The organism is Acinetobacter sp. YH12156, assembly GCF_013418235.1.
GTDB lineage: Bacteria > Pseudomonadota > Gammaproteobacteria > Pseudomonadales > Moraxellaceae > Acinetobacter > Acinetobacter pseudolwoffii.
In genome coordinates, this window is sequence record NZ_VPCL01000015.1 from 46,428 (window position 1) to 71,814 (window position 25,387).

General features: G+C 45.3%; 22 protein-coding genes. 10 read left to right on the top strand and 12 right to left on the bottom strand.

The window, feature by feature from the left end:
* Positions 1 to 85: 85 nt before the first annotated feature.
* Positions 86 to 2,653 (top strand): glycerol-3-phosphate 1-O-acyltransferase PlsB, encoded by a 2,568-nt coding sequence (gene plsB, locus FTU87_RS13310; protein ID WP_100535184.1) that lies wholly within the window; start codon positions 86 to 88, stop codon positions 2,651 to 2,653.
* A 139-nt stretch (positions 2,654 to 2,792) separates the two neighbouring features.
* On the opposite strand, the gene FTU87_RS13315 is transcribed toward plsB, so the two are convergent.
* Complete coding sequence (locus tag FTU87_RS13315; RefSeq protein ID WP_180097606.1) at positions 2,793 to 3,608, bottom strand: NAD(P)H-binding protein; 816 nt, start codon at positions 3,606 to 3,608, stop codon at positions 2,793 to 2,795.
* A 33-nt stretch (positions 3,609 to 3,641) separates the two neighbouring features.
* Between FTU87_RS13315 and recG the strand changes: the two genes are divergently transcribed.
* Positions 3,642 to 5,687: an ATP-dependent DNA helicase RecG gene (gene recG, locus FTU87_RS13320; protein WP_180097608.1), complete on the top strand. Its 2,046-nt coding sequence runs from the start codon at positions 3,642 to 3,644 to the stop codon at positions 5,685 to 5,687.
* Entirely contained in the window at positions 5,674 to 6,309 is a 636-nt protein-coding gene (locus FTU87_RS13325) for a ComF family protein (RefSeq protein WP_100357825.1), read from the top strand. Before recG ends, FTU87_RS13325 begins: the two co-directional genes overlap by 14 nt.
* 3 nt (positions 6,310 to 6,312) lie before the next feature.
* On the opposite strand, the gene FTU87_RS13330 is transcribed toward FTU87_RS13325, so the two are convergent.
* Positions 6,313 to 6,714 (bottom strand): NUDIX domain-containing protein, encoded by a 402-nt coding sequence (locus FTU87_RS13330; RefSeq protein WP_180097610.1) that lies wholly within the window; start codon positions 6,712 to 6,714, stop codon positions 6,313 to 6,315.
* A 31-nt stretch (positions 6,715 to 6,745) separates the two neighbouring features.
* Positions 6,746 to 7,336 carry a TIGR00730 family Rossman fold protein gene (locus FTU87_RS13335; RefSeq protein ID WP_005094184.1) on the bottom strand — a complete coding sequence of 197 codons (591 nt, stop codon included), beginning with the start codon at positions 7,334 to 7,336 and terminating at the stop codon, positions 6,746 to 6,748.
* Between the two features lie 152 nt (positions 7,337 to 7,488).
* Between FTU87_RS13335 and FTU87_RS13340 the strand changes: the two genes are divergently transcribed.
* Entirely contained in the window at positions 7,489 to 8,502 is a 1,014-nt protein-coding gene (locus FTU87_RS13340; protein ID WP_005168743.1) for a CorA family divalent cation transporter, read from the top strand.
* A 325-nt stretch (positions 8,503 to 8,827) separates the two neighbouring features.
* On the opposite strand, the gene FTU87_RS13345 is transcribed toward FTU87_RS13340, so the two are convergent.
* The 8 genes from FTU87_RS13345 to dxs form a co-directional block, all read right to left on the bottom strand.
* On the bottom strand, positions 8,828 to 9,118 hold the full coding sequence (locus tag FTU87_RS13345; protein ID WP_005168745.1) for an STAS domain-containing protein: 291 nt from the start codon (positions 9,116 to 9,118) through the stop codon (positions 8,828 to 8,830).
* 15 nt (positions 9,119 to 9,133) lie between these two features.
* Positions 9,134 to 9,766, bottom strand: a complete 633-nt coding sequence (locus FTU87_RS13350) for a phospholipid-binding protein MlaC (RefSeq protein ID WP_005094187.1) — start codon at positions 9,764 to 9,766, stop codon at positions 9,134 to 9,136.
* An 18-nt stretch (positions 9,767 to 9,784) separates the two neighbouring features.
* On the bottom strand, positions 9,785 to 10,462 hold the full coding sequence (locus tag FTU87_RS13355) for an outer membrane lipid asymmetry maintenance protein MlaD (RefSeq protein ID WP_005094188.1): 678 nt from the start codon (positions 10,460 to 10,462) through the stop codon (positions 9,785 to 9,787).
* Positions 10,462 to 11,241 carry a lipid asymmetry maintenance ABC transporter permease subunit MlaE gene (mlaE, locus tag FTU87_RS13360; RefSeq protein WP_074383590.1) on the bottom strand — a complete coding sequence of 260 codons (780 nt, stop codon included), beginning with the start codon at positions 11,239 to 11,241 and terminating at the stop codon, positions 10,462 to 10,464. Before mlaE ends, FTU87_RS13355 begins: the two co-directional genes overlap by 1 nt.
* Positions 11,238 to 12,056 (bottom strand): ABC transporter ATP-binding protein, encoded by an 819-nt coding sequence (locus tag FTU87_RS13365; protein ID WP_005094190.1) that lies wholly within the window; start codon positions 12,054 to 12,056, stop codon positions 11,238 to 11,240. Before FTU87_RS13365 ends, mlaE begins: the two co-directional genes overlap by 4 nt.
* 406 nt (positions 12,057 to 12,462) lie before the next feature.
* Positions 12,463 to 14,340: a DEAD/DEAH box helicase gene (locus FTU87_RS13370; protein ID WP_180097612.1), complete on the bottom strand. Its 1,878-nt coding sequence runs from the start codon at positions 14,338 to 14,340 to the stop codon at positions 12,463 to 12,465.
* A 550-nt stretch (positions 14,341 to 14,890) separates the two neighbouring features.
* A complete protein-coding gene (locus FTU87_RS13375; RefSeq protein ID WP_034608351.1) occupies positions 14,891 to 15,721 on the bottom strand; it encodes an inositol monophosphatase family protein in 831 nt (276 codons plus the stop codon).
* A 114-nt stretch (positions 15,722 to 15,835) separates the two neighbouring features.
* A complete protein-coding gene (dxs, locus tag FTU87_RS13380; RefSeq protein WP_005168753.1) occupies positions 15,836 to 17,746 on the bottom strand; it encodes a 1-deoxy-D-xylulose-5-phosphate synthase in 1,911 nt (636 codons plus the stop codon).
* Between the two features lie 309 nt (positions 17,747 to 18,055).
* Between dxs and ribA the strand changes: the two genes are divergently transcribed.
* Entirely contained in the window at positions 18,056 to 18,658 is a 603-nt protein-coding gene (ribA, locus tag FTU87_RS13385) for a GTP cyclohydrolase II (RefSeq protein WP_005094196.1), read from the top strand.
* Between the two features lie 150 nt (positions 18,659 to 18,808).
* Here ribA and hemN read toward each other — a convergent pair whose 3' ends face one another.
* Entirely contained in the window at positions 18,809 to 20,182 is a 1,374-nt protein-coding gene (gene hemN / locus FTU87_RS13390; RefSeq protein ID WP_005094198.1) for an oxygen-independent coproporphyrinogen III oxidase, read from the bottom strand.
* A gap of 236 nt (positions 20,183 to 20,418) precedes the next feature.
* On the opposite strand from hemN, the gene hemF reads away from it, so the two are divergent.
* From hemF to FTU87_RS13415, 5 genes are all read left to right on the top strand, one after another.
* Positions 20,419 to 21,375: an oxygen-dependent coproporphyrinogen oxidase gene (gene hemF, locus FTU87_RS13395; protein ID WP_005094200.1), complete on the top strand. Its 957-nt coding sequence runs from the start codon at positions 20,419 to 20,421 to the stop codon at positions 21,373 to 21,375.
* A 134-nt stretch (positions 21,376 to 21,509) separates the two neighbouring features.
* Positions 21,510 to 21,716 (top strand): hypothetical protein, encoded by a 207-nt coding sequence (locus FTU87_RS13400; RefSeq protein ID WP_005094202.1) that lies wholly within the window; start codon positions 21,510 to 21,512, stop codon positions 21,714 to 21,716.
* Positions 21,717 to 21,814: 98 nt separating this feature from the next.
* Positions 21,815 to 22,603, top strand: a complete 789-nt coding sequence (aroE, locus tag FTU87_RS13405) for a shikimate dehydrogenase (protein WP_005094203.1) — start codon at positions 21,815 to 21,817, stop codon at positions 22,601 to 22,603.
* Positions 22,604 to 22,999: 396 nt separating this feature from the next.
* Complete coding sequence (locus FTU87_RS13410) at positions 23,000 to 24,823, top strand: acyl-CoA dehydrogenase C-terminal domain-containing protein (RefSeq protein ID WP_100357830.1); 1,824 nt, start codon at positions 23,000 to 23,002, stop codon at positions 24,821 to 24,823.
* A gap of 346 nt (positions 24,824 to 25,169) precedes the next feature.
* Entirely contained in the window at positions 25,170 to 25,379 is a 210-nt protein-coding gene (locus FTU87_RS13415) for a cold-shock protein (protein WP_004281542.1), read from the top strand.
* Positions 25,380 to 25,387: the final 8 nt, after the last annotated feature.

The following is a 25,387-nucleotide window of genomic DNA, read 5'->3' on the forward strand; positions in this document are numbered from 1 at the left end:
AGATATATGGTTTCGCTTTGGAAACCCGCAAAAATAAATCCCCTCAGAAGTCCTGTGGTTTTGGTCAGTAAAATTAGGAGCAGCTATGTCCAAGAATGGCTTTGGTCAAATGTATCGCAAGCTTTCAAGTAAGCTACTTGATCTTGTGGTTACCCCTCATGTTCTTGGGGAAGTACCAAGTGAAGTGACAGCACCTGAACCTGATCAGACCGCGGCAGAATCGCGAAAGCTGGTCTGTTACGTTTTACAGAACCATTCGCGTAGTAATGCGTTGGTCGTCGATGCAGAAACCCGCCGTTTAAAGTTGCCAGCTGCGCTCGATCCAATGCAACTGGGCAATAGTAAGGAAAAAGCTTCGCTGCTGTTTTTACAGCATCATGATGAAAATAACCTGCTCAGCTCACCGCCGCATGCGTTTCCGCCGCGCCTGTTACGCCTGATTGAAATCCTGGAACAACATCCTGAGCTGGATATCGAACTGGTACCAGTCACGGTGCTTTGGGGACGTGAACCTGAAAAAGAAGATTCCTGGTTCAAACTGCTATTTACCGATACCTGGTCTACGCCAAGCCGGGTCAAGCAACTGGTCAATATCGGTCTGCATGGCCGTCAGTCTTATTTAGAGTTTCACGAACCCCAGTCTTTACGTGCCATGATTGAGCATGCCAAAGAAACGCATCCAAATTCAGCGCCAGCAACTTATATTGTTAGCACTTTAAATGATTATCTGGATGGTCAGCGCGAAGTGATTCTCGGGCCGGATCTGTCCGATCGCCGTAATGTCATGCACAGTCTCATCAAATCGCCAGATGTACAGGCTGCGATTCGCAATGACAGTATTCGCAGTAAAATCTCGATGCTGGAATCTGAACGTCGTGCCATTGGTTATCTGAACGAAATTGTTTCCGATTATTCTCATTCGACTGTACGTTTTGCCGATAAAGCCCTGACCCGTTTATGGACACAGCTCTATGACGGCGTGGAAGTGCATAATTTCAGTACCGTGCGTGAACTGGCCAAAGATTATGAGATTGTCTATACCCCATGTCACCGCAGTCACATCGACTATTTGTTATTGTCTTATGTGATCTATCGTCGTGGCTTGATGGTGCCGTATATCGCTGCGGGCGATAACCTGAACATGCCTTTTGTGGGTCAGATTTTACGTGGTGGCGGTGCCTTCTTTATCCGCCGTACTTTCCGTGGCAATGCGCTCTATACCACAGTCTTTAAAGAATATTTATATAGCGTTCTATCACGCAATACCCCACTGGAATACTTTATCGAAGGTGGTCGTTCACGTACTGGTCGTTTGCTACCACCTAAAACTGGGATGCTGGCGATGACCGTACATGGTCATTTACGCGGCAAAGCCAAACCAATTGTCTTTGTACCGACCTATATCGGTTATGAACGCCTGATGGAAGGCGGCACTTATGTCGGTGAGATGAGCGGCAAGCCGAAAGAAGCCGAATCTATTTTTGGTATTGTCAAAACCCTGCGCAAAATTGAACGCATTTTCGGTAAAGTGCATCTGAATTTTGGTGAGCCGGTATTTCTGGATGACATCCTGAAACAGCATGGCGCAGAAAATATTAAAATTGAAAAGAACGATGATCCAATTCCACAAGCAGTTTCTGATGCAGTAAACAGCTCTGCGCAAGCGATTCTGGAAAATATCAACCGTGCAGTGGTGATCAATCCGGTATCGCTATTATCATTGATCCTGTTGGCCACGCCAAAACATACGCTAGATGAAGAAATCTGTATCAAGCAGCTGGATACTTATCGTACCCTGCTGGCGGCATTACCTTATGATGAACGGATGGAAGTTACCCCGCTTTCAGGCAAAGAAATTATTGCCTATGCGATGAAGCTGAAACTGATCAAGCGGGTAAAACATGTGCTGGGCGATATCATTGCCATTGAAGATAATCAGGCAGTTTTGCTGACTTATTTCCGTAACAATATCGTGCATTCCTTTGTGCTTCCGTCATTGATTGCAGCACTGGCTGAACACAATGGAACGATTCGCCGTGATGATGTCGTCAACATCAGCAGCACCCTGTACCCATTCCTAAAAGCAGAGCTGTTTTTAAAATGGCGTGAAGATGAGATTCAGGATCAGGTCAATGCACATATTGACAACTTGATTTCTGCCAAACTGATCACGCAAGATGGTGAAAATCTGCTTGCTCCGGCACCCAATACTGAAGTCCATCATCAGCTCGAAGTTCTGGCTGCACCAGTGACTCAAAGTCTGGAACGTTATTACATGACTTTGGCACTGATTACCCAACGTGGTTCAGGCAATATTTCGACCCGTCAGGTTGAAGAATTGAGCTATCTGGTTGGTCAGCGTTTATCAGTTCTATACGAATTCAATTCGCCTGAATTCTTCGACAAAGCCCTGTTTCAGAGCTTTATTAAAGTCTTAACCCAAAAAGGTTATCTGTGTACCAATGACGACAATGCCATTGTTTTTGATGAGCAGCTGACCAACGTGGCGCAATATGCAGATCTGGTACTGGATGAAGTGAAATTACAGATGCTGCATCACATCACCGCCTTTACCGATGAAGAACTCAAAGAAGCACTTGATGCAGTTGCGGCTGAACAAGCCAAGAAACGTGCCAAGCGCAAAAAGAAGTAAAGCTTTTATTCTCTCTCCTTTCAGGAGATGGGAAGCACTGCTTCATAAGGGGGATGAGGGGGAATTTAAAATCCTTCCCCTTCTCCCCAGCTCTCTCCTACAAGGAACGGGAATTTAATCCTCCCTTTTTAAAGGGAGGTTAGGAGGGATTACTTTTCCTCATTAGTTCCAAATAATCCTCAAAACAATCTGTATGCTTTAATTCAAATCCTGTTTTTTGCATCCGAGTGGCATAGAGCTTTTTACCGGTGACCTGCTTGTTCTCAACTTCGAGTAAAGGCAGCCCCATCTGCTGCTGAAACCATTGCAAGACTTCATGTAAAAGCTGTGGCTGGTTATTGCTCATAATATAAGAAGACTCAGGATGTTCCACGTGAATCATCTGTGACAAGAAACGTGATAAATCTTCGATATGAATCCGGTTTGACCAGTGCAGATTTGGATAACTGGTCGTAGATACTGCCATTTTTTGTAAGCGCTCTACCGATGTTCCATAAATTCCACTTGGGCGAATGATTGTACATTGCTCAGGATAAGCCGCTAAATAGGCCTGCTCCATCCGATACAGGATTTCTCCTTGTGCATCATTGGGCTGTAGAGGCATTTCATCATTGACGTTTTCTCCAGTATTTTGCCCATAGACCCGTGTCGATGACACCACCACAATCCGCTGCACTGGATGCTGTTTCAAGGCAGTCACAATCGGCTGAACTGAATCCAGATAGGTCTGTTGATAACCATCGACAGCACTTTGTTTTGGACTAAGCAATACATAGACCCAATCAATCGGTGTGACTGTCGTTAAATTCAGTTTATGCACATCTTGAATCAGATGAGTTGCAAAGGAATCTGTTTTGGGACTTGAGCTAATTGTGCTAATTTGATGACCTTGCTCAAATAGTTGTTTAGCAACACGCCGGGATGTTTTACCATAACCGATAAATAGAATATGCATTGAGCACCGAATCACGAATCTGGTTGAGGGGACATGGCTGCAGTCCATCAGTTACAAGGCGTTGGCAATGCCGCCGCTGCATTACTTGAAAAATTAAATATCTTCAATACTGATGATTTGCTTTTTCATCTACCACGTGACTATGAAGACCGTAGCACGATCATTCCCATGAATCAATTGAGCGTGGGGCGTAGCTATTTGCTCGAAGGTATCGTCAAAGGCGTGGATTTCCCGCCGGGTAAACGCAAGTCCATGGCTGTATTACTGGATGATGACTGCGGTAAAGTCACTTTGCGTTTTTATCATATTTATAAAGGCATCACCGATCGCTGCAAGCTCGGTCACCGTTTAAGAATTTTTGGTGAAGTCCGGGTCGGTGCGCGCGGTCTGGAAATGTATCATCCCGAGCTACAAGTCATTACTGAAGATACCCCGCTACCGCAAACCCAACTTACCGCGATTTATCCTGCCACTGAAGGTCTGACCCAGCCAAAAATACGCGATTATATTCAGCAGGCTTTGGCTCAGTATAGCGATCATCTGCCTGAACTGCTGCCAGCAAAATTTAGCAATGGTTATGCGTTAAAACAGGCACTGGAATATATCCATCATCCGCCAGTCAATGCCAATATGTTGCAACTGGCACAAGGTTCGCATCCCGCACAGCAACGCCTGATCTTTGAAGAACTGGTAGCGCATCAGATCAGTTTATTGACCCGGCGTGCCTTTATTCAGCAGGTTGAAGCCCCTTCATTTGCACCGAGTAAAACCTATGCCAAACAGCTTCTGGCCAGTCTGGCTTTTGAAATGACCGGTGCGCAAAAACGTGTATCCAAAGAAATCGCACAAGATTTAAAAGCCAATAAACCAATGTTACGTCTGGTGCAAGGCGATGTCGGTGCCGGCAAAACATTGGTGGCCGGTGTCGCAGCCTGTCATGCCCTGGAAGAAAGCTGGCAAGTGGCGTTGATGGCCCCCACCGAAATTCTGGCCGAGCAGCATTATCTCAACTTTAAACGCTGGTTTGAGCCACTAGGTCTTAATATCGCTTGGCTGTCCGGCAAGCAAAAAGGCAAAGCCCGCGCCGCAGCGGAACAGCTGATTCGGGACGGGAGCGCCCATCTGGTGATTGGCACCCACGCCCTGTTTCAGGAGAATGTCGAGTTTGCCAAACTCGGTCTGGTGATTATTGATGAGCAACACCGCTTTGGAGTCGATCAACGTCTTGCACTCAGAAATAAAGGTCTGGATGGCATGTCCCCGCATCAGCTGGTGATGACCGCAACCCCGATTCCCCGCACCTTGGCCATGTCGGCTTATGGTGATCTGGATACCTCGGTGATTGACGAGCTGCCACCGGGTCGTACCCCGATTCAGACCGTGACCATTCCATTAGACCGGCGCGAAGAAGTCTTGCAACGGATTGCCAGCAACTGTGCTGAAGGCAAGCAGGCCTACTGGGTGTGTACACTGGTAGAACAGTCCGAAACTTTAGATGCCCAAGCTGCAGAAGCCACTTTCGCTGAAATTCGCGAGCGCTTTCCTGCGCTGAATATCGGACTGGTACATGGCAAGATGAAAGCCGATGAAAAACAGGCGGTAATGCAGCAGTTTAAACATAATGAATTACAGCTACTGATTGCCACCACCGTGATCGAAGTCGGCGTCGATGTACCCAATGCCTCCATTATGGTGATTGAAAATGCCGAGCGTCTGGGTCTATCTCAATTGCATCAGCTACGTGGCCGGGTCGGTCGTGGCGCCAAAGCCAGCTTCTGTGCCCTGCTGTATAAGCATCCACTTTCGCAAAATGGTCAGGAACGTTTAAGAATCATGCGCGAAACCAATGATGGTTTTATGATTGCCGAGAAAGATCTGGAGTTACGTGGCCCGGGTGAGCTGCTCGGGACCAAACAGACTGGCGACATGAATTTCCGTGTGGCCAAACTGGAACGTGATGATCACCTGCTCAATCAGGCACATTATGTGGCGCAGCAAATTTTAAAAGATTATCCAGATCAGGCTGAGGCGTTATTACAACGCTGGCTACCGGAAGCACCGCGTTATGCCTATGTTTAAATTACTGGCACAGGGAATCTCCAAGCTGAATACGCTTCAGCCCTGCCAGTTGTGTCAGACTGATTATCAGAGCATTTATTCAGTCTGTCAGGATTGCTGGCAGCAGTTGCCGTGGATACATCAAACCATTCAGCGTCAGGAAATGCAGTTTCAGATTGCCTGCGATTATGCCTACCCAATGGATCGGTTGATTCAGCTGTTTAAATATGAACAGAAGCTGCATCTGCAAAATTTACTGGCCGGTACGCTGTTGAGTTTAGAGCTACCCAAAGTCAGTGCAATAGTCCCGATGCCGATCTCGACTGAACGCCTGGCCGAACGCGGTTATAATCAATCTCTGGTGCTGGCCAAGCATGTGGCGAAAAAATTGAATGTTCCCATCTGGCAACCTGTTAGCCGGCTGAAACAGCATTCACAAAAAGGCTTAAGCCGTCTGGAAAGAATCGAAGATATCCAGTCGCAATTTCAGATCAGTACACCGTCTAATATTCGTTACCGACGCGTGCTGATTATTGATGATGTGGTGACAACCGGCAGTTCGATTCGGGCACTGAGCCAAACACTTGAACAGTTGGGTTGTCAAAAAATTTATGCAGCCTGTCTGGCAGGCGCGCAAATCTAAAATTTAAGCTTGGGCGAGCAAATGTGACTTCACCCACGGAATCACAATTTCAGTCGTTAAGGGCGCCAGCAAGACCTCTTTTCCATCCAGATCAACCCATTTCATTTCAGCGATTTCTGCTTCAATTTTAGGTGCTTGATCGAGCCTTACCCAATAGACATAACTCACCAGTTGATGATCAGGTTCATTGGCAGTCTGGGTTTCAAAACGGCCAATGAATTGCTGAATCTGGGCTTGTGTGCCAATTTCTTCCTGAATTTCACGCAACATGGTGGCTTCCGGGGTTTCATTTGGCTCCAGCTTGCCACCGACCTGCATAAAGCAGGATGTTCCTTGCTTGCGAACCACCAGCAGTTGCTGCGCTTCATTTAAAATAATGGCTGCAGCCACCGTAATCACTTTCATTTATTTTCTACAATTGCGTATTCTAGATAACTTATTTTACAAGGTCGGTCTGATCAACCATACCCCATTTGGCTTCAGGCGGCTGATAACTTTCGAATTGGCGCAAAATATCGTCCAGATCATCACTGATAATCAAAGCCTCAGTGAAACGTGATTTAGTAAAACCCTTCTCCGTGGTCATACGGATGAATTTAATCAGGTCATCATAAAAACCATCGGTATTGAGAAAAGCACAAGGCTTCTGATGAATCCCCAATTGTGCCCAAGTCCATTGTTCAGAAATCTCTTCCAGTGTTCCTGCACCACCGGGAATGGCAATAAATCCCTGAGCCAGTTCCGACATCCGGGTTTTACGCTCATGCATATTATCCACCACATACAGCTCGGTAATATGTGGATGTGCCAGCTCACGATTGACCAGCTGTCTTGGAATTACGCCAATCACCTTACCGCCCGCCGCCAAGGCACTATCAGCCACAATACCCATTAAGCCAGAACGACCTCCTCCATAAACCAGCGTTTGCTGTCGTGCCGCCAGAGTCTGACCGACTTTTTCGGCAACCTGCGTATAAAGAGGATCCGAGCCAAGCGCTGAACCACAAAAAATTGCGATAGAATTCATCATTTCATCCTCTAATTGACGCCATATTGTACGAAATCGCGGCAAGTGCGCTTTTTACCAAAATAACTGCTTAATATCAGTGTTTTTATTCAATTCCTTGTCTAAAATACACCCATTCCAATTCACATACTGCGCCCGGGAGAAAAGACAGCATGCTTGAAGCCTTTTACGCCACAGAGCGCGGTAGCTTAGAAGATATCACGATTAATGGTGATTTCGACCTGCATCCAGATTTAGTCTGGCTTGATCTGATTGCGCCTTCACAGGAAGAGCAGCAATGGATTTTAGATGCCTACGAGCAAAATTTACCGACCTTAAAATCGCTGGAAGATATTTCCTCGAGTGCCCGATTTTACCGTGATGATGACGGTATTTTGCATATCAGCACCTATTTTTTAACCAAGAATAAAAACTATCAGGTCGAAAACGAACACGAAGATGAATCCAGTATGTTGGCAACAGTACAAACCGTTGCATTCATTCTGCACAAGGATCGTCTGTTTACCTTGCGTGGTGAAAAACTGGTGGCTTTTCGTGCCTTTCGTGCCCGCGCGCGCCGCAATGATTATGAAATCGATTATAAAGATCCGACCTGGATTTTATTGGGCTTACTCGAAGCCAAGCTGGATGAGCTGGCCGATATTCTGGAAGATGTGCATAAAGATTTAGAGAAATATTCAACTGAAGTGTTGAATAACCGCCATCGTGAACAGATTCTGGATCTGGATGACATGATTACCCGCTTGGCGCAACTTGAAGATATGTTGGGTAAAGCGCAACTGTGTTTAATCGATTTACGCCGCGTCCTGACCTTCCTGTCGCGTCCACGCGCCTTGGGCAGTCATATTTATGATGCGGATATTCGAGAACTGAGTGAAGATGTGCGCTCGCTGGTCGAGCATGATGCTTTCTTGTTCCAGAAAGTACGTTTCCTGCTCGATACCACGTCCGGATTCATTAACACTGAGCAGAACGATACCATTCGTCGATTCTCGATTCTGCCGAGTATGCTTGCGCCACCAATGCTGATTGCCAGTATTTACGGTATGAACACCGAAGTGCTGCCCTTTGCACAAGGCACCATGAGTTTCATCATGGTCAGTATTATTTTAATTGGCTTCCTGATTGGCCCATTGATTTACTTTAGATGGAAGAAGTGGATCTAGAATCCCTCCTAACCTCCCTTTTGAAAAGGGAGAGATGTTTCCTGTCAGGGAGAGGTTTTTTTATTAGATATCCCTTTCTAAGTCTCACTTGCTCTTTAATTAAAGTGAAGCGCAAGAAATGCCTGTATTTAATTCATATTTATTTAATCCCTCTTCAACTTCTCTTTAAAAAGTGAAGAAAATGGTTAGGGAGGATTTTTACACCCCTCTCTCTAACTCTCTCCCTGAGGCAGAGAGGACGTGCAATCCATATTTAGATCTATTTGATTTGAATGATTTCTTAAAATTTGATCACAATAAAAAAGCACCTTTCGGTGCTTTTCTTTTACTGAACGATGTTTAAATCATCCTGCAAATGGCTGGCCTGAATGATATTCATCATTTTAGCAGGAACAGCTTTAAACTGTAGCCCTTGAGCCTGAGGAGTCTGGCGCAGCCAGCGCACCAACACTGCCAAAGCCAAAGTACTGCCACTTTCAAGCTCAGCCAGATTAACTACAAGTGGAAACTTGCTTTGTGACTGGATCACACGCAGACCATTTAAGTAATAGTCCTGTGCATTGTCATAATCAATCTTGCCTGAAACCTGTAGTTCCTGATCATTGAATGTAATCACGGCTCACCTGTTTGATTATTTCTTGTCGATTGCAGCTTCTGCATCCGGTTTAAAGTTGGCAATGGCTTTATCAATATTACCGCCATTACGTTTTACCGTCGCAGCAAACTGGTTACGGAACTGCAAACCTAGGTCAATACCCGATACGTTGATGTTGCGGATTTTCCATTGTGAACCCTTGTCCACCAGCTGGAATGCTACTGGAATTTTCTCGCCTTTGTTATTAAAGTCGATGGTCACAACAGGGTTTTTGCTGTTGCTGGCCTTGTAAGGACGCACGCTATAAGTCTGATTACTGAACTTGGCAAAGGCAGAACCATAGTTTTCAATTAAGGTTTCACGGAAATTCTTTTCAAACTGCGCACGCTGTGCCGCCGTACTATATTGGTTCGTGGCATACGTGCCCATCACAATACGTGTGAAAGACTGAGAATCAATATACGGATCCAGATTCTGGCGCACAATGCTTTTGACCAAAGCTGGATTTGATTGCAGTTTTGCATTGTCAGCTTTGAGGCGCTCAATTAAACCATCTGCTACTTTTTTAATAAAAGCAGGTGGTGCTTCAGACGGTGCAGCAAACACTGTACCAGCAACCATTGTTGAAAGAATGCTTACTGCAAGCGTTTGTTTTACTAAAGTCTTCACTGAATTCTCCTCAATCTATTATTCAACAAATGCAGGTTCTGCATCTGTTGTTTCTGAAACTGTCGTCTGTTCCGATGTAGTTTCTTGACTATCTGACGATTTGCCGGCACCACCAGTAATAAACTTCGTCACCAAGTCTTCAATTTCCATGGTGCCTTGGGTATTGGCAATCTGATCGCCGCGTTGCAAATAGCTCAGACCACCACCTGGAATAATTTTCAGGTACTTTTCACCCAATAAGCCATTGGTCGCTACCATAATATAAGCATCTTCATCAATATTGGTGATGGATTTCATGTTAGCTAACAGTTGTTTTTCCATGTCTTTTTGTTGCGCAGGTGTCGCTGCTTCATAGTCCGAGCTGTAGCGTAACTCGTCCAGAGCTTCCTCTTGAACTTGCTTTAATTGTTCAGCATTAAATGAGGTCAATGAGCCATCTAAAGTCATATGTACGGTTGCCAGACGCGTTACAGGATCCAGGGTAATCTCATCGACCTGTCCCACTTTCACCCCGCTTAAAGCGACTTTGGCACGTGGCTTGATGCCATTCACATTTTCAAAAGTTGCCGTCATTTTATAGCTGTCGGAAATATTGCTGCCGACCAGACCACTGACACGCATCGCTAAAAAGAATAAGGCAATACCAAATAAAATAACAAAAACACCAACGGCCAGCTCACTAGTACGTGATTTCATTAAACACCTCCGAACATGACCGCAGTCAACACAAAATCAAAGCCTAAAACGCACAGTGAAGAATAGACGACTGTACGCGTTGTAGAAGTTGCAATACCTTCCGATGTTGGTACACAGGCATAGCCTTGATATACCGCAATCCAGGTACACATTAATGCGAATACAAAACTTTTAATAATAGTGCCATTCAAGACATCTTTATAGAATTGCACGCTGCTTTCCATGCCGCTCCAATAAGCGCCTTCATCAGCCCCCAAAAAGTCTACACCGACCATTTTGCCGCCCATAATTCCGACTGCGGCAAAGATCACCGAAAGCATAGGCAAGCTGAAAATCCCCGCCCAGAGACGTGGCGAAATCACCCGCTTTAAGGGATCCACCCCGATCATTTCCATACTGGACAATTGTTCAGTGGCTTTCATCAGACCAATTTCTGCGGTCAAAGCCGAACCGGCACGTCCTGCAAACAGCAAAGCCGCGACTACAGGTGCTAATTCACGCAGCAAGGTCAACGCCACCGCTGTACCAAGCATGGATTCACTGCCAAAGGTCGACAGAATACTGAACATCTGCAAGCCAAGCACGGCACCAATAAACAGACCAGAAACCACAATAATCAGCAGGGACAATACCCCGACCCGATACATCTGATAAACAAATAGTCTTAGCCCAAGCCAGGTCGGCATGGAAAATAAGATCTGCAACAGCATCAGGGTTGCGACCCCAATCCCCTGTACACGTTCAATAACGCGTCTACCTAATGCGGCAATTGCATTCATGAACGTACCTCATCACTTAAGTAAGCCCGGTGACTAAACTGATAATCGACTGGACCCTCCACCGAACCCGTCAGGAATTGCTGCACAAAAGTTGAAGGATGCACTTTTAGCTCTGCCGGTGTCCCCTCGCCCTGGATCTTGCCTTCTGCCACAATATAAATGTAATCAGCAATGGATAAGGTTTCTGTCACATCATGCGAGACAATAATCGTGGTCAGATCTAGTGCTTCACGCAATGAACGGATCAGGCGAGTCAACACCCCCATCACAATCGGATCTTGTCCGGCAAAGGGTTCATCGTACATGATCAGTTCAGGGTCCAGCGCAATCGCCCGGGCTAAAGCCACACGTCGGTTCATACCACCAGACAGTTCCGATGGCATCATTTGCTCTGCACCGCGCAAGCCGACGGATTCCAGTTTCAATGCCACGATTTCCTTAATTAGATGTTCTGGCAGTTTGGTATGGGCCCGAATTGGAAACGCGACATTTTCATACACGCTCATATCGGTAAACAAAGCACCGCTCTGAAATAGCATACCCATCCGTGCACGTGCTGAAAAAAGTTCGGAACGTGACATCGAGGCAATATCTTTGCCATCCAATAAGACCTGCCCATGCTCAGGCGTCAGCTGCCCACCGATCAATCTTAATAAGGTAGTTTTACCAGTTCCGGATGGCCCCATAATGGCGGTAATCTGCCCACGACGAATATTTAAACTCACGTCGTCATAAATCACGCGCTCGCCTCGTTTGAAGCTCAAATTCTTGACTTCAATCAAAGACTGAGTATCTCGCGCTGTTTGATTTTTCATAGCTGAGTTTATTCCTACATTTTTTCAGCATGCATACTATAAAGGAACGAAGTTCAAAATGTTAGCAGTTGAAAAAGGTGGGTGAATATCATAAAAAGATGACAATAATTGATTATTTCTTGTTTTTTATAATAAAAATATGTACTTAGGCTTAAAATGACTAGATTGATTAATTAAAAACACTGTATAAATAATAGATAATATTACATAAAATCAAAGTCAATGCGATATATGGCATATGCACCTCTATCAATTGAGATCGAGCAGCTAAACTTTTCATATTAATAATTATCATAACCCTGACAAAATATGAATTAGTAGACATTTTACGTTAAAAAGCAAAAAACTCAATGCATAAAAAAACCGGTATTTCTACCGGTTTTTTTATCTTCATCTAGCGACTCTATTAGTCGTTAAATTTACGACGTGGACGATCTTCACCACCGAACGAACGTTCACCACGTGGTTTGTCATCAAAGTTGCGACGTACTGGACGATCACCGAAATCACGTTTTGGACGATCATCACCGAATGAACGCGCTGGACGATCACCGAAACCACCTTCACGACGTGGAGCAGGACGATCACCAAAATCACGTTTTGGACGATCACCATAACCGCCTTCACGAGCTGGCTTGTAATCTACACGGTTGCCACGGTTGTCATCATTAGAGCGAGGACGGTCACCAAAACCACCTTCACGACGCGGAGCTGGACGATCACCGAAGTCACGCTTTGGACGGTCATCAAACGAACGTTGTGGACGGTCGCCAAAACCACCTTCACGACGTGGCGCTGGACGGTCACCAAAGTCACGCTTCGGACGGTCATCAAACGAACGCTGAGGACGATCACCGAAACCGCCTTCACGACGTGGCGCTGGACGATCACCGAAGTCACGACGTGGACGATCTTCGCCAAATGCCGGACGTTCGCCACGTGGTTTGTCATCGAAGCTGCGACGTGGACGATCATCACCGCCTTCACGACGTTTGAAGTTGCTTTCGCCTTCAAAACGACGACCACCGCCGAAACCACCACGACCGCCATCACGACGACCGCCGCCATCACGACCACGACCACGGCCAGCGCCATCACGGCTACCACGTGCAGGAGGTGGAGATGGCTCAAGACCTTCGATTTCAGATACGTTTAGACGCGCATCAAGGAAGTCTTCCAAAGCACGGATTTTGCCACGCTCACGGTAAGTTGCAAGTGTAATGGCTTTACCAGTACGACCGGCACGACCTGTACGACCAATACGGTGTACATAGTCTTCGTTCTTCATTGGAAGACCGAAGTTAATTACGTGTGAAATGGTTGGTACGTCAAGACCACGAGCAGCAACGTCAGTTGCAACTAAGATCTTCGCACGACCTTCACGGATGCTGCGTAAACGGCGGTTACGTACAGTTTGTGGCATAGCCCCGTGTAGCGCTACAACTGATAGGCCTGCTTCAGCAAGTTCTTCAGCCAGCATATCTGTGTCTTCTTGAGTTGACGCAAATACAACTGCTTGATCAACGTCTTCTTCGTTCAACCAGTGAGTAAGAAGTTTTTTCTTGTGCTCGAAACCGTCAGTCCAATGCAAAGTCTGAGTAATATCAGTATTTGTAGAGTGACCAGTTTCAATCGAAATACGCAGTGGATCATTCATCATGCGTTCTGCAAGTGTAATGATACGTGGTGCAAACGTCGCAGAGAACATTAGAGTTTGTTTACGGTTTGCAGCCAACTCACCAATTGCTTCCAAGTCTTCAGAGAAACCGAGGTCAAGCATACGGTCAGCTTCATCGACGATTAACGCATCAACTTTATCAAGTTTGATTTGACGGCGATTCACCAAGTCAAGTAGACGGCCTGGAGTTGCAACAACAACTTGCGCGCCTTTTAACTGTTGAATTTGCTTACCGAAAGGCATACCGCCCATGATTGCAGCAATACGAACACCTTTCATGTGACGTACAAATGCAATTGCGTCTTGACATACCTGTTGTGCCAATTCACGAGTCGGTGAAATCACCAGAATATTCGGTTGAGTAACCGCTTTCATACGGTCTTTAAATGGTACTAATGTATCTTGGCTTGCCAACGCATTTAAGGTAGGAAGCAAGAAAGCAGCAGTTTTACCAGAACCTGTTTGGCTTGACACAAGAAGGTCTTTACCTTCAAGTGCAGCTGGAATCGATTGTTCTTGTACAGGAGTTGGAGTAGTAAAGCCTAAAGCATCGAGAGCCTGGGTTAGAGATTCGTCGAGGGAAAAATCAGCAAAAGTTTTGCTCATAGAGAGTATTCACCCTGAAGTGGGTGCTCCATTTAATAAATAACAATTATGGACATCGGCAAAAAGCGGCACAGCAAATAATGCTGAAAATATTAGGATTCAGCAGCGATCCGAGTAACGACGATGTGGATATAACGCACGCATGATTACGGCCGCAAACCTGAAGGAATCGCTTAAGCGATTGGGGCGCGAAGGATATGTCCTCTCTATGGACAGCACGCGCATACAATGATTAGAAGATAGTGTTCAGGTAAAGAACAGAAATTAAGTGCGTGGCGAAATTATAGCAGAATAATCAACAATGTCATTAAGTTTTAAAACTAATTTGCTCTGTCTATAATTTATATATTAATTTCATACACTTAAATATGAATAAAAAATGTAACAACCGGTATAAAAAGGCAGTTTTCGCCAATTCACTTGATATTTCCAATATTCATATCATGTGAGAAATATACTCTACCTCCCTTCTTAACTATTTTACTGCTCTAAAAAAGGCATCCCGAAGGATGCCTTTTCTGAAAATTAGATATATTTCATCTAAACCCGATTATTTTGCTGCTTCACCCCAAGCAGGAACAACTGCTTGCATTAAAGGTTTAAGCATTTTCATTGAACAAGCCAAAACTTGACCATTTTCCATAGAGTCGCTACCACCACGTGCATCAACTACAGTACCGCCTGCTTCTTTCACGATCAATTCGCCCGCTGCGATATCCCAAGGTTTTAAACCAAGTTCGAAGTAAGCATCAAAACGGCCTGCAGCAACATAGGCTAAATCCAATGCCGCAGAACCTGAACGACGATATTGCGCGCCAGCTTCAGTCACGTTTAACAAACTTTGAAAATGGTTCTTGGCATAAGATACAACTTCGCCATTACGTTTAGCACGGTAAGCGTGACCAACAGCCATAAAGGTATTTTCCAGGCTGTCTTTGACATTCACACGAATACGACGCTGGTTCATCATGGCACCACGACCACGACTGGCAGAGAATAGCTCATCTTTCACCGGGTCATAAATCACCCCGTGTTGAGTAATGCCTTTGTGCTGAACTGCGATAGAGATACAGAAATGCGGGAAACCGTTAATGAAGTTTAAAGTACCATCCAGTGGATCGATCACCCAACACCAATCGGCGTCGTGACCATTACCTTCCTGATAGCCAAACTCTTCACCAAGGAAACTGTGATTTTTATAGCTTTTACGTAGGGTATCGATGGTCAACTGCTCCAAATAACGATCTACACGCGTTACTGGACCATCAATTCCTTTTTCTTCGACTTGTAGATCGAGTTTATGACGATTCTGATGCGCTTTTAAAAGCTCTTGACCAACTAACTGAGCCGCACGCGCAGCCATCACCACCATAGGTTCCATTGAACACCCACTACAAATTTAAAGAAACTGATAAAGAATAATGCATAAAAGCCCCGATATCTTAGCAAATATCAGGGCTTTTTTGGAGAAAATGTGTCTAAAATTTTTAAGAACTTATGACAAAACGCTTTGCCCCAAGGCTGACCAGGCTTGATTCATTGATTTTTCAATACCTTGCGCATCCAATCCTGCCTGATGCAGCATTTGTGCATGCGTGGCCTGAGCCATAAATGTGTCGTCTAAACCAAGATTCAGCAGCGGTTTCACAATCTGTGCTTCTGCCAGATATTCATTCACAGCACTACCAGCACCGCCCATCACGGCATGTTCTTCTACTGTCACAAACAGACTGGTGCTTGATGCCAGATCATCCAGCATTTGCGTATCAAGAGGTTTGATAAAACGCATGTTCACAACACGCACACCAATCTCATGTTTCACTGCAAAGGCTTCAGCGGCGTCGACTGCGGCCTGTACCCGGCTGCCAAAAGCCAGCACAGAAATATATTCGTCACACTGCGCATTAAAGCTGGCGACAATTTCCGCCTGACCGATTGGAATTTCAAGCATCTTTTGCTGGATATCCACCCCTAAGCCATTACCACGTGGATAACGCACAGCTGCCGGCCCAGGATATAAATAAGCGGTATGCAGCATTTGACGACATTCATTTTCGTCTTTTGGTGCCATGATCACGATATTCGGGATCGTCCGCATATAGGCATAGTCATAGGCACCGGCATGGGTCGGGCCATCTTCACCGACCAGACCAGCACGATCAATACCGAAGGTCACATCCAGATTTTGTAAGGCCACATCGTGTACCAGCTGGTCATAACCACGTTGCAGGAAGGTCGAATAAATTGCCACGACCGGCTTTAAGCCTTCACAGGCCATGCCCGCAGCCAGCGTCACGGCATGCTGCTCTGCAATCGCGACATCGAAAAAACGTTCCGGATATTCTTTGGCAAACTGCACCATACCTGAGCCTTCGCACATGGCCGGTGTAATCGCGAGCAAGCGCGAGTCCTGTGCTGCTTCATCGCAGAGCCACTGTCCAAATACATCCGAATATTTCGGTGCAGTCTTGGCAGCGGTAAGGGCATTAAGCTTGCTAATCGCGTGATATTTGATTTGATCCGATTCGGCCGGCGCAAAGCCCTTGCCCTTTTTAGTATAGATATGAATCAGACGTGGGCCTGTACGCTTTTTCAGCGCTTTAAATACATGCACCAGTTGTTTGACATCATGACCATCATAAGGGCCAAAATAGTCAAAGCCGATGGCTTTAAATAGGTTATCTGCGGCATCAGTCGCGGCACAGTGCAAGCGTGAGTTATACAGCCACTCCGGATGCGGCTGTACGTAAGCTTCACCTTCCTCGGTAATATTAACGAATTCACCGCGCTCCCAGATCGCCGCCAGATGCTTGGCAAAACCGCCAGTACTGCAAGAAATCGACATGTCATTGTCGTTCAGCACCACCATCAGATCGGCATTGTGTGCGACGGCATCGTTCAAGGCTTCAAAGGCCATACCCGCCGTCATGGCGCCATCTCCAATAATCGATACCACTTCACATGGCTTGTTCTGGTAGCGACGTGCCAAGGCCATGCCCAGACCAGCAGAAATCGCCGTCGAAGAATGCCCTACCCCAAAGGTATCAAATTCAGATTCTTCACGTGCCGGAAAGGCTGCCAGACCATCTTTGGCCCGGATAGTAGTGAGCTGTTCACGACGACCGGTCAGTGCCTTATGCGGATAGGCCTGATGCCCCACATCCCAGATCAGACGGTCATGTGGAGTATTGAAGCAATAGTGCAGAGCCACCGTAAGTTCAATAACACCGAGGTTGGCACCAAAATGTCCACCACTTTGCCCGGCAGCATACAAAATGAATTGACGTAACTCATCTGCCACTTGCGCTAGCTGGCTTTGCTCGAGTAAACGTAGTTGCTCAGGATGATTGATCGTATCCAGCAACGGTGTTACAGGGCGTTGAGTAGGGATTTCTGTATACAGCATATTATGGCAAAGCCTTCTAAAGCCTGGCAAATCTAAAGCTAGGTCAATGGGGAGTACCCGATCATATAGCTGAATTGTAGCAGCTTCAATTCAGCTACGCTTCTAGCGATGCAATATTAAACAATGATCTCATCGGGGTGAAAAAATCGCAGGCTACGATTATCCTGAATAATCTTACTATTTATCAACTATTATCGTCTGCTTTCTACAAAAAAGAAAATCTAATACAGAATTTCGACTTTGCAATTCTACCAATGTTCAATCATTACGCTATACTTTAGCCACTTTCAGGATTTAACGGGTTCAGCTGTGCCAATCGAATTTGTCGCAACGTCAAGATTACCTACCGCTCACGGTGAATTTAAAATTACTGTATTTCAAGACCCTAAGACTGGCGAAGAACATGTCGCGCTGTCTAAAGGACTTGAAGAAGTTTCTGACGAGCCAGTCGTGGTTCGTGTACATTCTGAATGTTTAACCGGTGATGCCTTTGCTTCACTGAAATGTGACTGTGGCCCGCAATTGCAGGCGACTTTAAAGCTGATCAATGAGTTAGGTCGCGGGGCGATTCTGTATTTGCGTCAGGAAGGACGCGGTATTGGCCTGACCAACAAGATTCGTGCCTATGCCCTGCAAGATCAGGGACATGATACGGTCGATGCCAATTTAATGCTTAATCTGCCGGCTGATGCACGTCAATATGACATGTGCAGCATTATGCTGGATCATTTGCAGGTCAAAGCGGTACGTCTGGTGACCAACAATCCTTTAAAAATTGAAGCTTTAAAAGCCCAAGGGATTAATGTGGTCGATCGGGTGCCCCTCACCGTCGGCTTAAATCCGTTTAATGAGCAATATCTCAAAACCAAACATGAACGTATGGCGCATCTTTATCAGAAGGATGATTTTTAAATCCTCCCCTTAATAAATCCCTCCAAACCTCCCTTTCTTGCGCTTCGACTTAAAGCAATGCTTAAGTCTTGCTCAGGGAGGCTTTTCCTTCTTTCAAAAAAAGGAGAAAACTCCCTCCTTTCTTAAAGGAGGGTTGGGATGGATTAAGTGTTAAATCGTCATCGAAAAAATCCGGTTCTCCGGCATGCGTCGCTTTAAACGTAAATCAAAAGCCATACAAATATTACGTACAAATGGTTTCCCTTTCTCCAAAATCGTGACTGATGAGTCTGTCATTTGAATCAAACCATCCTGTGCCATTTCTTTAAGCTGTTCCACCACCTGATCGATTTCAGGGAAAAATAGCTCGGGTTTTTCCCATGAGGTACTAAAGCTGCACATCAAATTCAGAATATGCTGACGAATAATCAAATCTTCCTGATTTAAGACATGTCCTTTAAATACCGGAATTTCATTGCGAGCTAAACAGGCATAATATTCTTCAATAGTTTTCACATTCTGGGCAAAGCTGTACCAGCTATCACTGATCGAAGAAATTCCTAAACCGATCATCACTTGAGTTTTAGAGGCGGTGTATCCCATAAAATTGCGGTGTAATGTTCCAGCTTGAAAGGACTGGTACATGCCATCTGTATCTAAAGCAAAATGATCCATGCCAATTTCATGATAGCCATGCGCCAGCAGTTTCTTTTTGGCCGCTTCATAACATTCACGTTTGATTGCATCTTTGGGTACATCAGCATCTTTAAAACCGCGCTGGCCATTGCCTTTAATCCAGGGCACATGTGCATAGCTATATAAAGCCAAACGATCCGGCAGAAGTGAATTGGTTTGCTCAATGGTATTTAAGACATCGTCCAGATGCTGAAAAGGCAGGCCAAACACCAGATCATGCGAAATCGACTCATAGCCAATTTCACGCGCCCATTCGGTTACCTGTTTGACATGTTCATAGGGCTGAATCCGGTGAATGGCTTTTTGCACGGTTTCATTATAATCCTGCACCCCATAACTGACCCGGCGAAAGCCCAGATCATACAAGCCTTGTAAATGCTCACGCGTGGTATTGTTCGGATGCCCTTCAAAACTGAATTCATGCACAGGCGCTATGTCTGCTTTGGCCAAAATACCTTGAATCAGTTGAGTCAAATGCTCAACAGAAAAGAAAGTCGGTGTTCCCCCACCCAAATGAATTTCTTTAATGACCGGCTTATCTTTCAGCAACTCACAATACAAATCCCACTCTTTCAGCACTGCCTGAATATAGGGCTGTTCCATTTCATGTTTTTTCGTGACTCGCTTATGACACCCGCAAAAAGTGCACAGGCTTTCGCAAAATGGCAGATGGATATACAGGCTGATGCCTTCACTTTGATTGGATTCAGTAAAGGATTTTTTCAGCGTTTGCTTCCATTGTTCCAGTGAGAAATTCTGCTCTTCCCAATATGGAACGGTCGGATAACTGGTATAGCGGGGACCGGGAACATTATATTTTTGAATCAGGGAATTGACCTGTACCGACATGACACCCACCTATTACCATCGAGAAATGCCCAAACCCATGAGCGCTTGCAAGTTATTGTGCGGAGCTTGAAAAAAGAATTCAACCTAGCCATTTGGTCGGATTTAATGCCCCATTCTGTCCATCAATACTCAAATTTAAAGCCTGGTTCAATCCACTACATTGCTAAATAGACCTTAATCTTTGACTGATTTTATGCTTTGATGTAGCTAGTTTTTTATTTTCCTACGAGGCTCTGATGCAGCATCCTACATCTGCGGATATTCAACGCGTTCGTGAATTTCTCCTCGACTTGCAGGCACGGATTTGTGCAGCACTGGAACAACAGGAGCGTGCTGGCGGCGGTACGGCCGAATTTATCATTGATGACTGGGAACGTCCTGAAGGTGGGGGTGGCCGTTCGCGTGTCTTGCAAAATGGTACCGTGATTGAGAAAGGCGGGGTGATGTTCTCCCATATCAATATTTCCAAACTGCCCGCTTCAGCCACTGAACGCCATCCCAATATTGCCGGTGCCAAGGCGCAAGCGATGGGTGTATCGCTGGTCATCCATCCGAAAAATCCGAATGTACCAACCTCACATGCCAACGTGCGTTTATTCGTTGCAGAAAAAGAAGGGCAAGATCCAATCTGGTGGTTTGGTGGCGGTTTCGACCTGACGCCGTTCTATCCAAATGATGAAGATGTCCTTTCGTGGCATCAGACGGCGCATGATCTGTGTGCGCCATTTGGTGAAGAGATTTATCCTGAACATAAACAATGGTGTGATGATTATTTCTATTTAAAACATCGTGATGAACAGCGTGGTGTCGGCGGGTTATTCTTTGATGATCTGAATCAGTGGGATTTTGATACCTGTTTCCAGTATATACAGGCCGTAGGCAATGGTTATCTAGAGGCGATTCTGCCGATTTTCCAGCGTAATCAGGATAAGCCTTATACCGAAGCACAACGCGAGTTCCAGTTGTATCGTCGTGGCCGTTATGTCGAATACAATCTGGTTTATGACCGCGGTACGCTATTTGGTTTGCAGACCGGCGGCCGAATTGAATCAATCTTGGTGAGCTTGCCTCCGCTGACCGGCTGGTCCTATCGTCCTGAATGGGATGAAGGCTCGCCGGAAAAGCGTTTGACCGATTACTATCTGAAACCCCATGACTGGCTCACAGAATTAAAATCAACTGCAATGAAATGATACAAACAGCCCTCAAATAGAGGGCTGTTTTAATCCATTATTCCTCTATACTGCTGCAGAGTAATCCCTGATTTGGTCGCGGCATCCTATCGCTACATCGATCACAATCTATTAGATGTCTAGTGAGAATAACAATGCATCATCTTCAATTAAATCTTCCTGTTTTTGCCTTTTGGCTTTTTCTGGCTCTCGCCATCAGTGCGATGAGTACCGCCGTTTTGAGTCATAATCTGCTTCTGGATGGCGCGGCTATTCTGGTGAGTATCCTGACTGTGGTCGGAGCTGTGCTTAGTATGGCGCTGGTATTTGCAGAACATATTATGGACATCTGCAGTTCCTAAACCGCACTTCCAGCCCCCTTATTTAAAACAGCGCAGGCTTTAGTCCCTGCGCTTTTTCACGTATATTGATGCTCATTTCAGCACATGGACATTGTGAAATGAGCAAACAATTTGCCGTGATTGGTAATCCGATTGAACAGTCACGCTCTCCAGAATTGCATCATGCTTTTGCAGCAAAAACCGGAATTGATCTAAATTACAGCAAACGTCTGGCTCCACTGGATGGCTTTGAGGCCAATATTCAGGAGTTTTTTGCCCATGGCGGAATCGGGATGAATGTCACCGTGCCGTTTAAAGAGCAGGCTTTTGCCCAGTGTCAGGTGCTCAGTGAGCGAGCCAAAATTGCCAAGGCAGTGAATACCCTGTGGATGAAAAATGGTATTTTGCATGGCGATAATACTGATGGTCAAGGTCTGGTCGATGCGATTCGTGCACTCAACTGGCCGCTGGAAAATACCAACATCCTGATTATCGGTGCAGGCGGCGCAACCCGTGGCGTGATCTATCCTCTCGCCCAGGCAGGCGCAAAAAAAATTGTGATTGCCAATCGCACCTTGGCACGCGCTGAACAACTGGTTGCGGATCTGCAGGATGCTGTAGCGCAGCTCGAATTACAGGCTATTTCACTAGAACATCTTGCAGGTGAGTTTGATCTGGTGATCAATGCCACTTCAGCCAGTCTCAGCGGTGATGCTTTGCTGCTTCCAGAAGCCTTACAGTTTAACTATGCCTATGAAATGGCCTATGGCAAGCCTTCCTCCTTCCTTGATCAGGCCAAAGCACGTGCTGTGCCAACATCTGAAGGCTTTGGCATGCTGGTCGGTCAGGCACTGGAATCTTTTTCTATCTGGAATGGCATCAAACCAGATTTAAAAGATTTTCTATAAATATCCAGTTATTTTGACCAGAGAATTCGGGTTGTAACAACAATCCGAATTGATCTTAACTCCATTATTAAAGACTAAAAATTCAGCTACTGGATTTAATGACATTTTTAACTTGAATTTTTTATTGATAACAATTGAGTACAATTCATACAAAAGTAGCACTAGACAATCTGGTGTTCAATTCATTAAAGTCCAATCAGATAAGAAGTTTTCAACCTTTCTGTACGCTGACAGCCAGAAGATGAAATCATCCGATTTTATTGGTTGGCTCTAAGACTCGATTCGCTTTTCTGACATTTTTATTTGCTTGCCTTATCAATGTTTTTTTATCTCAAATATGAATAATCAAAGAATCGATACAGATAATCCAAAACTATTTTAATCAGGATTAAACGCATGCCAGCATATAAAGCCCCTTTACACGACATTCGCTTCCTTATGAATGAAGTGCTCGATTACCCTGCGCACTACCAGAATTTGTCGAATGGTGAATATGCCGATACCGACACGGTAGACATGATCTTGGAAGGTGCAGCAGATTTCTGTGAAAATGTACTTTCACCTCTGAATGAAAGCGGTGATGCTGAAGGCTGTCATTTTGAAAATGGCGAAGTGAAAACGCCTAAGGGCTTTAAAGACGCTTATGATCAGTTCGTCCAAGGTGGCTGGCAAGGTCTGTCTTATCCTGAAGAGTTTGGTGGTCAAAACCTGCCAATGTCTTTAAACCTGATCAAATCGGAAATGATGGGAACTGCAAACTGGTCATTCCAGATGTATCCGGGTTTAAGCGTGGGCTGTATCAATACCATTATCCAGTACGGCACCGATGAGCAGAAGAATACCTATCTGCCGCATCTGGTTGCGGGTACTTGGGCTGGCACCATGTGTCTGACTGAGCCGCAATGTGGTACTGACTTGGGTCAGGTTAAAACCAAAGCCGAGCCGCAAGAAGATGGCACGTATGCCATTTCAGGAACCAAAATCTTTATTTCCGCAGGCGAGCACGATCTCACTGAAAATATCGTACATATCGTGCTGGCGCGCCTTCCGGATGCACCGCAAGGTACTAAAGGCATTTCACTGTTTATCGTACCGAAATTTATTGCTGCTGCCGATGGTGGCATCGGTGAACGCAATCCAGTCAATTGCGGTTCGATTGAACATAAAATGGGGATTCGTGCCTCAGCAACAGCCGTGCTGAATTTCGACAAGGCCACGGGTTACTTGATTGGTGAACCGAATAAAGGCTTGCATGCCATGTTCACCTTCATGAACACTGCGCGTATTGGTACTGCGATTCAAGGCATCTGTCATGCGGAGTTATCCTTCCAAGGTGCTCTGCCGTATGCCAAAGAACGTATGTCGATGCGCGCCCTGTCTGGCAAAAAAGATCCGGAAAAAGTGGCGGATGCCATCATTCATCATGCCGATGTACGCCGTATGCTGTTGACGCAAAAAGCCATTGCCGAAGGTGGCCGTGCCATGATTTATCATGCTGCGCAAATTGCCGACAACATGAATGATGCTTTATTGCGTGGCGATACCGCTGCCTTTGAACAGCATGATGATCACTTAGGTTTCTATACCCCGATTCTAAAAGGCTTCCTGACTGAAATGGGCTATGAAGCATCGAATCACGGTATGCAAATCTTTGGTGGTCATGGCTATATCAAAGAATGGGGCATGGAACAGATCGTGCGTGATTCACGTATCTCTACCTTGTACGAAGGAACGACAGGTGTACAGGCACTCGATCTGATCGGTCGTAAAGTACTGTTAACCTCGAAAGGCAAAGTGATTCGTGATTACACCGCTGAAATCCTGAAATTCTGTGGTCAGCATGCGCGTAATAAATATATGCGCCGTTTTGCCTGGGATCTCACCAAGCTATGTGCCCAGTGGAATGCATTAACTGTTCGAATCATGCTGGCAGCCCGTAAAGACCGCGACATCGTCTCTTCTGCTTCAGTCGATTTTCTGATGTTCTCGGGCTATGTGATGATGGCATACTTCTGGGCGCAGCAAGCCGCAGTTGCCTCAGCCAAACTGGCTTCTGGCGATGGCGCAGAAGTACCTGAGTTCTATAAAGCAAAAATCAAAACCGCTGATTTCTATTTCGAACGTATTCTGCCTCGTACCCAAGGTCATGCTGAAGCGATGGTGAATCCATCCAAAACCATGACCGCACTGGCGCCAGAGCACTTTAGTTTTGATTACTAAGCTGTAAATTGAATTACAAAGAGCGCTTCGGCGCTCTTTTGATTGAGAGCTACCCTTTTAAAACCCTAAAAACACTGATCTGAATACAAAATATACAGGTTTAATTTTATATTTTTCAATAGCCTAATAAATTAGATAAATAAAACGCTTGTATATCTCAAAATAAGCGGTATGATAATCCCAACTAGAAAAATTCTTGTTTTGGTTAGTTTCTTTTAAGTATCGCAGTTTTAGTCATAAACCTTCGTATTACAGATCAAAAAGCTCCATCCTTTTTATTTTTCAAAGTTACAGTTAGTCATCTGAAATTTTGGCTATAAATTCATACGATTCAATAGGTTACATTATGTCTAATACAGTTAACGGTACAGTAAAATGGTTCAACGAAACTAAAGGTTTCGGTTTCATTCAACAAGAATCAGGTCCAGACGTTTTTGCTCATTTCAGCGAAATCACTGGTTCAGGTTTCAAAACTTTAGTTGAAGGCCAAAAGGTTTCTTTCAGCGTAGCTCAAGGTCAAAAAGGCCCTACAGCTGTAAATATCGTTGCTCTATAATTTAGAAG

What these genes read in the sequence shown, in the direction of transcription:
- plsB (WP_100535184.1), top strand. Translation starts at nt 86, where the DNA reads ATGTCCAAGAATGGCTTTGGTCAAATGTATCGCAAGCTTTCAAGTAAG.
- FTU87_RS13315 (WP_180097606.1), bottom strand. Translation starts at nt 3,608, where the DNA reads ATGCATATTCTATTTATCGGTTATGGTAAAACATCCCGGCGTGTTGCT.
- recG (WP_180097608.1), top strand. Translation starts at nt 3,642, where the DNA reads ATGGCTGCAGTCCATCAGTTACAAGGCGTTGGCAATGCCGCCGCTGCA.
- FTU87_RS13325 (WP_100357825.1), top strand. Translation starts at nt 5,674, where the DNA reads ATGCCTATGTTTAAATTACTGGCACAGGGAATCTCCAAGCTGAATACG.
- FTU87_RS13330 (WP_180097610.1), bottom strand. Translation starts at nt 6,714, where the DNA reads ATGAAAGTGATTACGGTGGCTGCAGCCATTATTTTAAATGAAGCGCAG.
- FTU87_RS13335 (WP_005094184.1), bottom strand. Translation starts at nt 7,336, where the DNA reads ATGAATTCTATCGCAATTTTTTGTGGTTCAGCGCTTGGCTCGGATCCT.
- FTU87_RS13340 (WP_005168743.1), top strand. Translation starts at nt 7,489, where the DNA reads ATGCTTGAAGCCTTTTACGCCACAGAGCGCGGTAGCTTAGAAGATATC.
- FTU87_RS13355 (WP_005094188.1), bottom strand. Translation starts at nt 10,462, where the DNA reads ATGAAATCACGTACTAGTGAGCTGGCCGTTGGTGTTTTTGTTATTTTA.
- mlaE (WP_074383590.1), bottom strand. Translation starts at nt 11,241, where the DNA reads ATGAATGCAATTGCCGCATTAGGTAGACGCGTTATTGAACGTGTACAG.
- FTU87_RS13365 (WP_005094190.1), bottom strand. Translation starts at nt 12,056, where the DNA reads ATGAAAAATCAAACAGCGCGAGATACTCAGTCTTTGATTGAAGTCAAG.
- FTU87_RS13370 (WP_180097612.1), bottom strand. Translation starts at nt 14,340, where the DNA reads ATGAGCAAAACTTTTGCTGATTTTTCCCTCGACGAATCTCTAACCCAG.
- FTU87_RS13375 (WP_034608351.1), bottom strand. Translation starts at nt 15,721, where the DNA reads ATGGAACCTATGGTGGTGATGGCTGCGCGTGCGGCTCAGTTAGTTGGT.
- dxs (WP_005168753.1), bottom strand. Translation starts at nt 17,746, where the DNA reads ATGCTGTATACAGAAATCCCTACTCAACGCCCTGTAACACCGTTGCTG.
- hemN (WP_005094198.1), bottom strand. Translation starts at nt 20,182, where the DNA reads ATGTCGGTACAGGTCAATTCCCTGATTCAAAAATATAATGTTCCCGGT.
- hemF (WP_005094200.1), top strand. Translation starts at nt 20,419, where the DNA reads ATGCAGCATCCTACATCTGCGGATATTCAACGCGTTCGTGAATTTCTC.
- FTU87_RS13400 (WP_005094202.1), top strand. Translation starts at nt 21,510, where the DNA reads ATGCATCATCTTCAATTAAATCTTCCTGTTTTTGCCTTTTGGCTTTTT.
- aroE (WP_005094203.1), top strand. Translation starts at nt 21,815, where the DNA reads ATGAGCAAACAATTTGCCGTGATTGGTAATCCGATTGAACAGTCACGC.
- FTU87_RS13410 (WP_100357830.1), top strand. Translation starts at nt 23,000, where the DNA reads ATGCCAGCATATAAAGCCCCTTTACACGACATTCGCTTCCTTATGAAT.
- FTU87_RS13415 (WP_004281542.1), top strand. Translation starts at nt 25,170, where the DNA reads ATGTCTAATACAGTTAACGGTACAGTAAAATGGTTCAACGAAACTAAA.